Here is a 13,165-nt window from a genome sequence, read left to right as displayed (position 1 = left end):
GGTGCCCAAGGAACTGGACCATCTGCCGGTTCCTCCGTGACTGTTATCGAGGACAGCAGTCGCACGGCGCGCACGCTGCTGTAAGCCATTGATTCCCCTGGGGAAATATTCATAGGCTTCGCATAATATTCGTAACGTTACGTTAATTCGGTTCTGGACAATGCTGTAAGCTCCAGGGCCGATTTAATGTAACGTTCATTATGCGACAGCCCGTTACCGTAATTATTCAACCCCACGCCATTGATCAGGCACGACTTTATGCAGCCGGCCGGAGTGATTCCGAGGCTGTACAGCATGTTCTTGAGGATTACCCTCGTCTTGTTGGAGAGCTTCGGCAGCTCCGTCGCCGCGTTGCGCAGCTTGATGAGGAGGGCACCGCCATTGATGCCCGTTTAGACGCCTTGCAGGCTGCTTGTCGATCAATCCTCGACCTCTGATTTCACCTCGATGATTCGCCACCAGCATCCTTTTTTATTAGGAATTTCCGCTAGTGCGTCTTCTGCTTTTGCTTCGTTCCAGTAGCTACCTTTCAGCGTTACCCATTTTCCGTTTGCCCGTGCTTTCCGCTGTATCCGCCACACGCTTTCCCCTATGGCGTCTGCTACGTCGTGCACGTCCTGGATCATTCTCTGCATGCTCTTATTTAGCCGGCTTCCGCTGAGCTGCGCTTTAGCCTTCGCCAGCTCGTTGCCCATAACGTCACGCTCTGCCTCGGCCAGCTCGGCACGCTTGAGCGCCTCTAGAAGCTGCTTCCGCAGCTCCATTCTTTCGTCAATCGCAGATACTGTAATTTCGGTAACGTTACTTTTTAGCCGGATCCGATAGGCTTTCTGCTTCTGCGCTGGTGTCAATGCTGCGCCTGTTTTTGGACGGCCACGCCCGCGCTTTGGCTGCTCCAGGGGAAGGGATGCTGTTTGCTTGTCTGCTGGGTCGATCATTGCGGCGGCTCCATGTTTGCTGTCCATGGTGTAATTATAGTAACGTTACCAATAATACGCTATCGGTAACGTTACCAATAATCGACCGCTCGTCGGATATTCGGTAACGCATTGCGCGTTACTCTAATTCGCCTCGGTTCTGACCAGCGCCACGCCCTGGCCGACCCCCTCACTGATTACCCGCTTTTCGCTCTCCGTGGAAATCGTTCTGACGCGTGCGGTACACCCGCACATTTGCGATGGGCCGGAACGGGCCAGTGGCGAAGCCATGCTTTCTTGTCTTCCTGGTTCCGCCGATCGCTGAAAAAGTCGGTATAGGTGATACCCGACTTTTGTCTCATTTTGAGACTCACTCAGTCCTTCCCAAGCACCTCTTCCCTGTACTTCAAAACGTCCTTCGTCGTCAGTTCGCCCAGGTGTTTCCACAGCACGGCGTTCACTAAATCTGCCTCTGAAACGTCTTCCCTGGTCTCAACGATCATGTTGATGCGGCGCTCTTTTATCACCTCAACGAACTCGTCTCTGACGCGGTACGGCTTGGTCACGTTAGTCATTTCCTGTTGTTCCTCTGATGCCGGTTATCTTGTCACACGTTGCACTGTTACAAGTTACAGCGTATAAACCATCGAAACCTGTAACGCGTAACGCTGAAACGGACGCCTCATGATCGACTGGATTGCCGCAATGATCGAGCTACAGCACCCACCGCTAGACAGCGGCGCTGTGGTTTGCATCGAAGCTGACGGCACCGTTGCATGGGAAAGTCCTCGCAAGATGCACGTTCGCGGCTCTTACGAGTCGAGCATTCATGTTCGCAGCATAGGCGGCGACGGAAAGGGAAACGCCACACACCTTTACATCGATGGCAATCCCAGCAAGTGGCTCCAGGGTCACAACCTCGTCGGTTCCGACGATCTTGTTGCGCTGATGTGGGACACCTTCCAGCGACTCTGCGGCTTGGTTGATCTCAATCCCACCGATATTGAAAAGCAGAAGGTTAGGGCAGGGCGGTACCGCATTACTCGCGTCGATTACAACCGCATGTTTGAACTTCCAAGCCGTGCTGATGTTCGTTCCTGGTTGCGAGCTGGTGAGTTCAAGTGCAAGTCACGCCATGGCCGTCCTGTAAATAATCGCGGCACGCTTACTTTTGGCAAGGGTTCTTCCCATTGGTCAATTGTTTGTTATTGCAAAGCTGATGAGTTGAATTCTGGCGGCTCTCATAAGTTGCCTGATGAAATAAACGAACATCCTGAAATTCATGAATGGCTTGATAACAAGCTGCGTGTAGAGCTGCGTTTGCGCTCAAAGAAGCTCAAGGCCTTAGACCTTGAAAATGCGTTCCAACTAACCCCGGCGGTCTTATGGGCTCAGTACCGCCAATTTATAGGGGAATTAGATATGTCTGAGCAGATCGAATTAAACACTGAACAGTTGATGGCACTTCCTAGCAAGCTTGTTGGAACTTACATGCTTTGGAAGCAAGGTCATGACCTTTCTGAAATGATTGCGAAGGCAACATATTATCGCCATCGCACCGAGCTTATGCAGCTTGGTATTGACATTAACATTCGTTGCGACCGTCGTGACGACTCTAACGTCATTCCAATGATCCGTATATTGGAAGCCAAACCCGCCGCTATTCCAGCTTTCTTTTTTGATCGCGGATTAATTCACCAATCCGCACGGCGGGCCTGTTAATGAAAAATGCACTCGATAATTTCTACCTGGGCAAGTTATCGCGCCGGGAGGAAATTCAACAGCGTATGCGTGCTCTGCAAACCAATGGCAGTGTTATCCAGGAAGCCGAAACTGCTGTTTTTGCTTATGAGTCTTTGACTCTAGCTCAGAAACTTGAATTGCAAATCCAGGAAGCCAAGGATTCCAAGTTCAAAGTAGTTCGCAATGAGAAATCCGCTCCATATGTAGGCGACCGTTATTAACGCCCGTCTGGGCAAATCCAGCCGGTCATAAGTTACCGGCGCTCAATAAAGAGGCAATACCATGTCTATGGAAGTTAAATTGATCGTAACTCCAACTTGCACACATCGCTCGGGCATTTCGGGCAAGGGCAATCCTTACACTATGGCTGAGTGTTTCGTTGTCCTGGATGGCGTCGATTTTCCGCAAATGTTTTCTTACTATTGTGCCAAAGAGCAGGAAGTTCTTCCTCCTGGTGAGTATGTATGCCCTTTGAAGGGCACTGTTAAAGACGGTCGCGTTGTATTTGATTTTGACCCGCGCCAGTCACGTCGTGTTCCTAACAAGCCAGCTTCGCAAGCGTAAGGGCAGGGCAGAGCCATGGCGCGCTATCTCTCGTTCTTCCTGGTTGGCCTAGTTTCTGGCTGGACTTGGGGCTTCTTTGACGGCATGGCCGTTGTAGTAGGTAGCGCCTAATGGCTGAACTAACAATCACTGACCTCTACATGCTGATCGTCGCCGTCGCGATGATTGGCTGTTTTGGTCATGGCTATACGGCGGGTTCTCAAAATGATTGACGTAGAACCTGCCTCCCTCGCCGCTGGCGCTTGTGTTTTGTCCTGGGTAACTGGGTACGGCTACGGGCGCTTAAAGCGGTTTATCTACCGCATGACCTATAAAGGGTCGCTTTAAACTGGAGCTTCAAAATGAAGAAAATCATCTTCGCTTCCACCCTGGTACTGGTCTCTGGCTCTGTCATGGCCGCTGTTGATCCTGCTGTAAGCGCCGGCCTCGATGCTGTTGTAGACGATGTTGTTCTTTACATCGGTCTGGCTATTGTTGCTGGTCTCGCACTGATGGGGGCTTCTCTGGCTCCGGAAGTTGGCATGACTCTCGGCAAGCGCTGGATTCGTAAGGGCGCCAAGTAATGAAAAAGGCGACCTTAGTCCTGGCGACTTCGGTCGCCATTTTCTTTTTAGCGACATCAAGTTATGCCGCTACCAGGAAAATTGTTAATCATGGCCAGACAAACCAAGGTGTTATTACTGGCGGTGCTACTACTGGCGCTGTTTCTCTTCCAGCTGGAATGGCTGCTTATTACGGCCAGGATTATGTAGACCAGCATTCTGCCGGTACTCGCTTTAATGCTGGCGATAATCCTGGCGGCTCATCAACAGAACCAAAGGTCAAGGTTACTGTTAAGCCGGTTTCTGTTGTAAGTAAGGCAAAGGTTGCAGCCCAGGCTGTTTCAAAGCTTAAGTCTGCAAGTCCTATAAGTCTTCTCGCTATCCCAGCGCTTGAGTGGGCTATAGATCAAATTCCAGGCGCTAAAATAGAAGGTGGCACATTAGTTAAATCACCTGACCCGCAAACTCAACGTGTTTATTGGGATCGCACGTCTATTGCAGGTAGTGATAAATACATTTCCCCGATTACTGCCTGTAATACTTTTTGGAGTAATGGCGCTGGTCTTGCTTCTGGTCAAACCTTTAACCATGTTCAAACTAGCGCCACTGAGTGGGCTTGTCGTGCTCAGAACCCATTCTATTTTTTTGACTATGTCCGTTCATATACCGTCATATGTCCTAATGGTTTTGACGCATCAGGCAATTGTAATAACCAGCCGCAACAAAGCGTTCCTTTCACGGATTCTGATTACAGCAGCTTAGAATCAACGCTCTCTGGTATAGCAAACTCTGAGTGGTTGCGCGGCCTCATCAAGGCTAACTGTGAAGGTGCTTTGAATCCAGGTGGTTGCTTTGACTCAATGGTTGAGTATCAGCAGTTAGTAGGCCCTAACAACCTCCAGGGCAAGACGCAGACAACTACTACCACCACTCAGAATCCAGACGGCACCACAAGTACCGTTAGCAAAACATCAACGCCGACTTATTCTTATACATACGGCTCAAATTACTACGATTACAAAATTACGATGAACACCACGACCAATAACAATGGTCAAATTACAAATGAAACAACCACCACCGATACCCCTCCAGATCAAGAACCCGATGAAGAGCCAAAAGACGAAGAGGAAGAGCAGGTAGAGCCGCCAACGCTCGGTGACCCGTATGAACCCGTTATTTCGAAGTACAACGATATTAAGTCTGATGTTTCCTCTACTGAGGGCCTAACAACTCAAATACCCTTTGGCCCCTGGTACAGCTTCGGCAGTACTTGTGAAGAAATCCAGGTTGAGCTTCCTGTTTATGGCATGTGGTCTACGACATTCTGCCCAATTGTTGAGGATTGGGTCAGGCCGATACTTGCATTCTTATTTGCTGTTTTCACTTGGCAGTCCTGCCATGTAATGGTTCTTGAGGCGTTGCGAGTCGGGAGGCCGATCTAATGGGTTTTGCATCAATAATGCAGTTCTTCCTCAATATGTTTGTTTACTTTGCAAACTTTGCCATTGCAAAGCTCGGCGTTCGTTACGGTATTCGCCTCGCCCTGGTGGCATTCTGGATAACGGCTGTAGGCGTCTTAACTGCAACGGTTAATAGTATCGTCGGCGCTGTAGTGGCTAATGTTCACCCCGTTATAACAACAGCTTTATCTATCCTGCCTTCCTCTACCGGCGTGTGCATCGCGGCCATTGCCGCATGCCGCGCTGCTTGTTGGCTCTATGTATCCGGCGTTTATGTTGCGTCCGTAAAAGCTCGCGTTTGAACTGCTCCTACCGCACCCCCTTTAGGGGGTGGGGTAGGGGTAGTTCTTTTCTGGAGAATTCTATGGCTGTCTATTTCATCACTGGCAAACTTGGCACCGGCAAGTCACTCGCAGCAATCGACAAGATTCGCGACCGTCTCGCCGATGGTAGGAAGGTAGCGACAAATTTAGATTTGTATCTCGACGGCATGTATACCGAGTGCAAAACATCCGCCACGCGCTTGCCCGATAAGCCCAGGGCGGACGATATGTTTTCACTGGGGCAGGGGTACGACAGTGAAGACCCGCGCGATTACGACGAATCTAAGTTCGGTCTTATTGTTTTGGATGAATGCGGCACCTGGTTGAACTCCAGGGAATGGAACGATAAAGAGCGCCGCAAGCTGATTGATTGGTTTTTGCATGCACGCAAATACCGCTGGGACGTCATGTTTCTTATCCAGGATATTGAGTCGTGTGATGCTCAAATCGTCCGCGCTCTCTGTGAGCACCTGGTCGTTTGTCGTCGCCTGGACCGTATCCGGTTTTCAGGCTTCAAGTTGCCTCGCATTCATGTGGCCAACGTCTACTTGGGCCGCACAACTGAGCTGCGCGTCGAGCGTTGGACATATCGCGGAACGGATCTTTTTGACGCCTACGACACGCGCCAGGTGTTCAAGGATGATTTGTTGTTCACCGACTCCGGGCCTGTCGATATGCGAGCGCCTTACACTATGCTCAGCGCCTGGCACTTGAAGGGTCGTTATCAGGTGGCGCAGCCTGATCCTGTACCGGTTTCTCGCCGGCTGGCGTTTTTTGCACTAGGACTGTTCATCAAGCCTTTGCTGTACGCCTGGTGGCTTGTTGATTCCAGCGGGTGCTATCGCGTGGCTTTCCGTGCAAAGTATCTTGCTGAGCAGGCGCTAGAAATTCAGGCCCGCAAGGCTCGCCGCGCTGAACTTTTGCGCCAGGCGCTTGCGGTTGAATATCCGCCTTTTGTTGACCCGACTGGATTGGAAATTAAATGGGCATGTACGACAGGGACTGGTATCGGCAAGAACGCCGAGAAGCCAGACGCAAAGCAGCAGGCCGCATAGCGGAACCCTCAGGAAGGCCCCAAAAAGCGCCGCCAGACGTTTTTAGCCCTAAAGGGCTGTTCGTCATATCCCTGGCGCTGATCGTCGCTCTAATCGTCTTAGGCTTCGCATAATGTATATTATGTTAAATAGATTACAGAGTGATACGCTACGAGTCCCTCAGGCGGCTGCCTGATCTGCTTATCTTGTGATTGGCTGAATTCGAAACCAAATACCCCCTTACACTTATGTTTTCTCGATTTTGAAAGGCTAATTTGAAACTGCGTAGTTTCCATGGTGGCAATTTTAAAACTCCATCTACTTAGATGTTCATTGAGGGGTTCCCAGCAATCCTCGTCGTTCAGCACGCTTTGGGTGATCAGGAGTGATCGGTCACACCCGGCCAGAGGCATCGCAAGCCAGTGCCTGGGATGGCGTCGCCTACCCAAGTGGTCGCTCCGCCACTCGTCGCTGAGCAGCCTTATACGACCTTAATTTTGATGGTTTTTGAAGGCAATGTAGGGCTTCACTCTCAAGGCTAATGCAAAGCAGTTTAACGGCTCGTACCGGAGTAGCTGCAGGTCGGCAAACTAAATCGCCCAAAAAACGAAAGTAATTCTTTGAAGTCAGCTACGGTGCGGCACTAATGACCGGTAATACAGACCTCCGCCGCCCAAGTCGCACAGAGCACCTGGCGGAACGTCTCGTCAATTGAGTTATTAAATTGTAGTTTCAGCCTTCGGGGCATGAAGTTGTGTTTTCTTTGTGATTTTAATATGGGTTCCAGACTTCAACGTGCCGTAAGGCTCAATTGAGCGTATGGCGACTCTTTCTGTCTTTGAGACCTTGAGCAACTGACCGTCCGCAACGACTAAGACGGTTGCTCCACTTGCTATCGCGATTTGGTAGGCGTTTCTAAATGCACGAGATGCAATTTTCGGAATGTGCAATTCTTGTGCAGATATCTGCTTTTCAGTGAATTGTTTCTTTTCCGATTTGTTCGACATAGCCAGTCCTCAAGTAGATATAATATGTCGGAGTCATACCAGGTTACCGTATTCAATAGCACTCAGCACGCGGCGCACCTGAGCAGCCCCCTCATCGGTATCGCACAGCTCGATTGGCTTGGCATTGCCCAATGCAATGTTCTCCCGCATCATCCAGCTCAATGCGACTTTTTTGCTCTCAAATATACCCTCTGCCATACGTACAACTTCGTCCAGTCGAACAGTATGCTCAGCATTTGATGTGGTGGAGGAACTTTTTTTAATCACCATGAAACGCTCCAGTTACGTTGTCTATTCGTGATCCGTATCAGGTGGGCGTTTTCGGACGAAAAACGTGATTGGTAAGATTTTCATCTAGGATGATCACTGCAAATAAAAGTGAAGTGCCTCGCTGCTAAAAAATATGGCGAAGTTATTGGATATTTATATATTGTCTCGGCTAATAGCTGCATTAAATTAATAGTCGTCCCCTCCCCCATGGCCATTCGGGGATGTTGGGGGCGAGGATGTTATTCAATTGTAGAGCTGAAAATCGGTGTGATAATCGACATTGCTGCATACCGCTCTTGGATCTTACCTGCGAGCAAAATATCGTTGTCGCTTGGGTAGTGTCGCAAGAGAGCTACGGCGGTTTTACGGATTGACTCCGTTTGGGCTATATCTCGTGAAAGCTCCTCCAGAAACTCACGGGCATGAATTACAGCTCGTGTACGTTCGTTTGCCATGGTCATGATCCACTTCCTCAGTATCTCGGCGAGCGCCACAAGATTTTTACCTACGGCGACTTTACAGTGGGTGCCGTCAAGTTGGCACGGAGCTCTGCATAGGCCGCTAACAGCCATTTTTCATGGAGCTGGCCGACTTTAGGTCAGGCTCGCTCCTCCCGAGCGTTCAAAATAATTCCCATGCGCAAATTTGTTAGGTCGTCCTTGCTGAGTGGATTAGCCTGCTCTGTGAAAGCGTATCGAATCTCATGTGACCCTAATTCATCCCAATCGCCGAAGATGAGTAGGAAGTGGGCGCCGCGGCATTTTGAAAGTGGCCCCATGTTTAACCATTCAGGGGTGCTGGCTACAAACACACTCATAATCTCGAGCATCTTCGCTTCAACATGCGAGGCCCCCCAGCACTCCGGGTGGTCGTAGTAATCATCGATGTACGCACCCAGGCACTCTCCGGGGCTAGCGCCAGCGACATAGTTCCGCGATGCATCGAACTCACTGTCACATGCTTTCAGGGAGACATAGGCGTCGGCCACCATCTGAAATGCGGTTTGGCGAGGATCGAGTTCTTCATAGCGGCTGTGGTGCGTCTCCAGGTACACGAAAATCGGTACGCCCTCAGGGTAAGTAATCGGGTTGAGCTGCCAGCCAGCATCACCCCATACCAGAGGAATTTCGTTTGGCGTGAACATTTTTGTTGGACTCATGCAATGTCTCTTATGTCGCTGGTTAAGTGCGTTAGTGCAGAAGATCAGTACAAAAACCAAGGAGCCCTCGTGAACTAAGCCAAGGCCCTAAACCGCCTGGATCGTGCCCGACTCCAGCTCATTATCAATGGCCTACTGGCGGGCTAATCAATGAAACTGCGGAAGCCTCTACCATTGTTTGCAGCATGCCCTCAATTTCAAAAATATCCTCAAGCCTCCCTCTGAGCATGACCTGTAGGGCAGACTGCCCTGAACATGCTGGATTACTGATAGGTCGACGTAACCAGGACACCGGGTCATTCGGGCTGTCGAGTGAGAGGGCTTTTCAATATCTCGGATATATAACTGTACCTACCAGCGCGAATGATTAACTCGCAACGTGCCATAGAGCTAATTTCTTCGCAACGGTCTAGGTCTGGTAAAAGCAAGTTGACCTCGTGAGGAGAACAGCCCCATCGAGAAAGTATTTTTGTCGCTCTCAATAAAAAAATGCTGAGGTCTTCATCAGGCATCTCATGCAAACGATTCCACCAACCACTCAGCGCCATCCACATAGTCTCGATGTAGTTCGCGTGTTGATAACGTTTGCGTTCACTGACATGCGATGGATTGGATGTTCTAATCCACCGACCTAGCTGCGATTGCAGGCAGTACTGGCACAAATCAATAGCCACATTGGCACCATCACCAAACAACGAGTCATAACCGCCCGTGAATTCGACGCTTCTGAACTCGTAGAACTCTCGGTCAAAATGGTTTGCTGTTAGTCCGCACCGATCACATAGCATTTCTGTAAGTACCTGCGTGCTAGTCGTGGTTATATTTCGCACCTTTGCCCTCTCGTTCTTGCCAGCCACAGGAAATTCCTTAGGGCGCAACTCGCCGTTTCAAACGTATATCCAGACAACGGCGTGAAAAATCTATTGGGAAGCGGTTTGTATCACTGCAAGCGCCTATGTCCGAGAGATGCTCTACACCCTAGGCCAGGATGTGAAGCTGGCTGCGGGGTAATCACCACTCAAAAGCACGCAAATATTCACACTATACTGTGAAGACGAGCCGCCATCCATAGCCGACAGTCGCCTCCTGGAATGGGAGGCGGCGTGGAAGTAAGTCTTGAGTTCGGAAGAGTGCTGCGACGGCTACGTTTGGCTGCCGGGCTAACACAGGAACAGCTCGGTCAAGAAGCTGGCTTGCAGCGGAATTACGTCAGTCTCATGGAGCGTGGAGTCAATCAACCTACAATCACGACGATCTTCAAGTTGGCTACCGCGCTCAACATCTCAGCTTCCGAGATGATCACTGAAGTTGAAAAAAACTGTATCAAGCACTGAGAGTCCCTTGTGCCGCCACAGCCGAGTGCAAATACGGCCCACGCAGTCAGGGCATCGGTACCGCAGCGCTCGCATTCGCGGGGGCCAGCTTACGGCCTTCTATAGATACGACACTTGGAAGTCCCTCTCCGTAAGTGCTGTGCGTCAGAGCCGCCTTAGCGTGCTTCACTTTCCATACTCTACCCGTCGTCCATGCGCTACTTTCCGGTGGTAATAAAAAGGGCCCTTACGGACCCTATATTCAACTCAATACTGTATGGCAGGCATTATTGGATACGCCAGCTCTCTACAACATCCGAGCCACGCTCTGCTTTCCAGGCTTTCAAGGTTTTCTGGTTACCACCCTTGGTTTCGACGCGCTCGCCAGACTCAGGATGAACATAAATTTTTACGTCGCGCTCTTTGCGCTGGCCAACCGCAACTGCAGCGGGGGCACGACGAGATGCTTTCGGGTCTAGGATGTTGATCACATCGCCCAGATTGACATTGTACTCTGCCATCAAATCGCGCAGCTTTCTCTCGAACTCAATCTCTTTTTTAAGGGCACCATCGTTTTTCATGGCTTCCAGCTCGGCGAGCTGAGATGCAAGTTGTTGTTCGAGTTGACGGAATTCGGCGAGTCGAGACATTAGGTTCTACCTTTGTGGTGGTTGCAATGATCTATATATGGTAAAGAGTTATGGAATTAAATTCACAGCGACAAATTAATTATAGCTAGCTAAGCCCATTAGCTGTATTCACTAGAAACACAATTTCTGAAGCGATCATGCATCCAGTACCGTTTCGTGCTCCCAACGCTTAACTCGTCGATGCGTTCTTGGAGTGCAATGCTTCTTGAGGGAGTAACTTTAGCAATTTTCTTAAAGGCATAACGAGGTTAAATAAAGAATCTTGCCTTGTTATGCGTTGCGAGTGACCTAAATTTCGCAAGAGGAAATTAGTCTTGATACCTGTGCTGTATGCACAGGCGAATCACGGACTCACCCGCGAAGCGAGCGCGAGTACACTGGCAATAAGGCCTTAGCCCAAAAAACCGCCCTGAGGGGCGGTTTTTTTATTCGCAAACCTTGGTGAGGCCATGGTTTGCATCTCACTGGATACTCTGACAAGGGGAACATTAGAGTATACTGGTCGCCCGGTCAATCATCAGGTCGCATTGAGTCGTCCCTGTTTCATAGGCACGACTAGAGTTGATTTCGCTGGCTGCACTCTGTCACGCCACCAGTGGCTGATTTTGGTCGATTACAGCCTCTTGCAACTGGCAGCAACCGACACATAGCAGACTTCAGTCTTACGATAAGCATTCCAGCGACATGCACTTCTATGTCCACTCGAACACGCTAGGAGGGCTCGCCCCAAGTAGCCAGTGGATCAGAGGTAAGATCAACACCATTCTGAACGTATAGACCGGGTTCGACACATTTCAACCACCGGTCCTTCAACGAAAGATCAACCCGGCCAAGTAAGCTGAAATTCTCTGCGTGATCCGACCCGCACGTGCAGTCGTCCTCATGCATAACACGCTCCCAGCCACCACTGCTGTCGATCCGGTAATGCAATCCATAGAAGCGTCCAACGCCCATGATGCGCAGTCCTGGATGATCGACGCCATACTCAAAAACACAGACAATGTCTTCAGGCATCTTCACGATTCCTACGCCCTTCCCATATCGCGTGTCCATCCCATGGTAAACAAGACCATCCACCTCGATAGAGATCTCGTCGTACTCCTCAAGCAGCTTGTTGATCTCCGGAAGGATGAAGCGAGGCGTACTAGCTCCGTGATATAAGGAGCCACTGCATAGAAGCTGGGCTATTTGTGTGGCGGTCGCGGTCTGGCAAGCTGGCGGAGGCGGAAGATCCCTGGTCCAGAATGGTCGATACATCGCGCTCCGAGGCGGCATGTGCTTTTGAAGGTGCCAAGAGTACTCTGGAAGCTCCAGTGATCGTTGGAATGCTTCGAGGCAGTCATCTGGGACGTGTCGCATCTTTTCCCATGGTATCGCCAGCAGTTCGCGATACACGGGATCGTCCGAAGGCTCAGGGAATAACCAGCCAGCGTTATAGTCCTCCGCGAAGTTGCGCAGAACCTCTGCCGGCGCGGTGATATGACAAGGGATGCAATCACCACTTAGGCCACTCTGAATCAAAGGGCCAACCATGTACGCGTCTTGTCGCACGTATCGCGGCGCTCCCTGGTCTGTGGCGATTTCTGATAGGTGAACCGCCTGAATTCCAGACTGTCGAAGAGACTTCTGGCTTATTAGGTAGAGGTGGCCTATGTCCTCGGTTGGTACAAACCACGCATTGAGTGTGCGCAGCCAGACCGGGTCTTCGAAACAGTCTTCAACCAAGTTGACTGCGATCTTTGACTCAAACCTATTGCTTGCGAACCAAGCGGCAACGCGCGGATCACCGGAGGCATCTAGAAAGAATGAGCGAAACCCATAGTGCTGTAGGATCGCTTGGTTGGTGGCTGTATCGCCAGTCTTCTTCCAGCCGCGCACTAGATGCTGTAGGGCCCTCTTTGCGTAATAGGTCCACTTAATCATCAGGTCGGGCACGCAGCCCTGACGCTGAAATGTGGTAGACAATGAAGGGATACTATTAGAGTCGGGGTAGTGCTGGGCTTGCCCCCTGTATAGAACGCCCGGTCCATATGCTTCAATAGCCATTCTGAGCTCTTCAAGTGTCTCGCAGTGCCGCTTTTCCATGCCCCCTCCTCCCGCCACTCTCGCTACTCAGTTGTCCCCGGCGCCAACACTAGATAAGCAACAAACAGCCACCATTATCCTTGCCTAGCCTCAGG

At 50.5% G+C, this 13,165-nt stretch carries 16 protein-coding genes; 8 read left to right on the top strand and 8 right to left on the bottom strand.

What is annotated here, in order from left to right; genetic code table 11:
• Positions 1–419: 419 nt before the first annotated feature.
• Together HBN63_RS19205 and HBN63_RS19200 are read right to left on the bottom strand one after the other, a co-directional pair.
• On the bottom strand, positions 420–938 hold the full coding sequence (locus HBN63_RS19205; RefSeq protein ID WP_170050512.1) for a hypothetical protein: 519 nt from the start codon (positions 936–938) through the stop codon (positions 420–422).
• A 353-nt stretch (positions 939–1,291) separates the two neighbouring features.
• Positions 1,292–1,492, bottom strand: coding sequence for a hypothetical protein (locus HBN63_RS19200; RefSeq protein WP_170050511.1), 201 nt, complete (start codon positions 1,490–1,492; stop codon positions 1,292–1,294).
• A gap of 109 nt (positions 1,493–1,601) precedes the next feature.
• On the opposite strand from HBN63_RS19200, the gene HBN63_RS19195 reads away from it, so the two are divergent.
• The 7 genes from HBN63_RS19195 (at position 1,602) to HBN63_RS19165 (ending at position 6,607) form a co-directional block, all read left to right on the top strand.
• Positions 1,602–2,639 (top strand): phage/plasmid replication protein, II/X family, encoded by a 1,038-nt coding sequence (locus HBN63_RS19195; RefSeq protein ID WP_170050510.1) that lies wholly within the window; start codon positions 1,602–1,604, stop codon positions 2,637–2,639.
• Positions 2,639–2,881: a hypothetical protein gene (locus HBN63_RS19190; RefSeq protein ID WP_170050509.1), complete on the top strand. Its 243-nt coding sequence runs from the start codon at positions 2,639–2,641 to the stop codon at positions 2,879–2,881. Before HBN63_RS19195 ends, HBN63_RS19190 begins: the two co-directional genes overlap by 1 nt.
• A 61-nt stretch (positions 2,882–2,942) precedes the next feature.
• On the top strand, positions 2,943–3,224 hold the full coding sequence (locus HBN63_RS19185) for a hypothetical protein (RefSeq protein WP_170050508.1): 282 nt from the start codon (positions 2,943–2,945) through the stop codon (positions 3,222–3,224).
• 341 nt (positions 3,225–3,565) lie between these two features.
• Positions 3,566–3,787: a hypothetical protein gene (locus tag HBN63_RS19180; RefSeq protein WP_170050507.1), complete on the top strand. Its 222-nt coding sequence runs from the start codon at positions 3,566–3,568 to the stop codon at positions 3,785–3,787.
• Positions 3,787–5,211 carry a hypothetical protein gene (locus tag HBN63_RS19175; RefSeq protein ID WP_170050506.1) on the top strand — a complete coding sequence of 475 codons (1,425 nt, stop codon included), beginning with the start codon at positions 3,787–3,789 and terminating at the stop codon, positions 5,209–5,211. Before HBN63_RS19180 ends, HBN63_RS19175 begins: the two co-directional genes overlap by 1 nt.
• Positions 5,211–5,531, top strand: a complete 321-nt coding sequence (locus tag HBN63_RS19170; RefSeq protein WP_170050505.1) for a DUF5455 family protein — start codon at positions 5,211–5,213, stop codon at positions 5,529–5,531. Before HBN63_RS19175 ends, HBN63_RS19170 begins: the two co-directional genes overlap by 1 nt.
• 62 nt (positions 5,532–5,593) lie before the next feature.
• Positions 5,594–6,607: a zonular occludens toxin domain-containing protein gene (locus HBN63_RS19165; protein ID WP_170050504.1), complete on the top strand. Its 1,014-nt coding sequence runs from the start codon at positions 5,594–5,596 to the stop codon at positions 6,605–6,607.
• A 698-nt stretch (positions 6,608–7,305) separates the two neighbouring features.
• On the opposite strand, the gene HBN63_RS19160 is transcribed toward HBN63_RS19165, so the two are convergent.
• The 4 genes from HBN63_RS19160 to HBN63_RS19145 form a co-directional block, all read right to left on the bottom strand.
• Entirely contained in the window at positions 7,306–7,593 is a 288-nt protein-coding gene (locus HBN63_RS19160; protein WP_170050503.1) for a hypothetical protein, read from the bottom strand.
• A gap of 33 nt (positions 7,594–7,626) precedes the next feature.
• Positions 7,627–7,863 (bottom strand): MbcA/ParS/Xre antitoxin family protein, encoded by a 237-nt coding sequence (locus HBN63_RS19155; RefSeq protein ID WP_170050502.1) that lies wholly within the window; start codon positions 7,861–7,863, stop codon positions 7,627–7,629.
• Positions 7,864–8,102: 239 nt separating this feature from the next.
• Positions 8,103–8,324 (bottom strand): BPSL0761 family protein, encoded by a 222-nt coding sequence (locus tag HBN63_RS19150; protein WP_170050501.1) that lies wholly within the window; start codon positions 8,322–8,324, stop codon positions 8,103–8,105.
• Between the two features lie 137 nt (positions 8,325–8,461).
• Positions 8,462–9,022, bottom strand: a complete 561-nt coding sequence (locus HBN63_RS19145) for a hypothetical protein (RefSeq protein ID WP_170050500.1) — start codon at positions 9,020–9,022, stop codon at positions 8,462–8,464.
• Between the two features lie 1,103 nt (positions 9,023–10,125).
• Between HBN63_RS19145 and HBN63_RS19140 the strand changes: the two genes are divergently transcribed.
• Positions 10,126–10,356, top strand: coding sequence for a helix-turn-helix transcriptional regulator (locus HBN63_RS19140; protein ID WP_345940502.1), 231 nt, complete (start codon positions 10,126–10,128; stop codon positions 10,354–10,356).
• 266 nt (positions 10,357–10,622) lie between these two features.
• On the opposite strand, the gene HBN63_RS19135 is transcribed toward HBN63_RS19140, so the two are convergent.
• Positions 10,623–10,985, bottom strand: coding sequence for a histone-like nucleoid-structuring protein, MvaT/MvaU family (locus tag HBN63_RS19135; protein WP_170050498.1), 363 nt, complete (start codon positions 10,983–10,985; stop codon positions 10,623–10,625).
• A gap of 711 nt (positions 10,986–11,696) precedes the next feature.
• The gene (locus tag HBN63_RS19130; protein ID WP_170050497.1) at positions 11,697–13,070 is read right to left on the bottom strand and encodes an FRG domain-containing protein; all 1,374 of its coding nucleotides are present in this window, start codon (positions 13,068–13,070) and stop codon (positions 11,697–11,699) included.
• Positions 13,071–13,165: the final 95 nt, after the last annotated feature.

The organism is Pseudomonas sp. WS 5011 (assembly GCF_012985775.1).
In the GTDB taxonomy this organism is placed as follows: domain Bacteria; phylum Pseudomonadota; class Gammaproteobacteria; order Pseudomonadales; family Pseudomonadaceae; genus Aquipseudomonas; species Aquipseudomonas peli.
The sequence above is the reverse complement of the archived record's forward strand: the minus strand, read 5'-3'. Positions and strand labels throughout refer to the sequence as shown.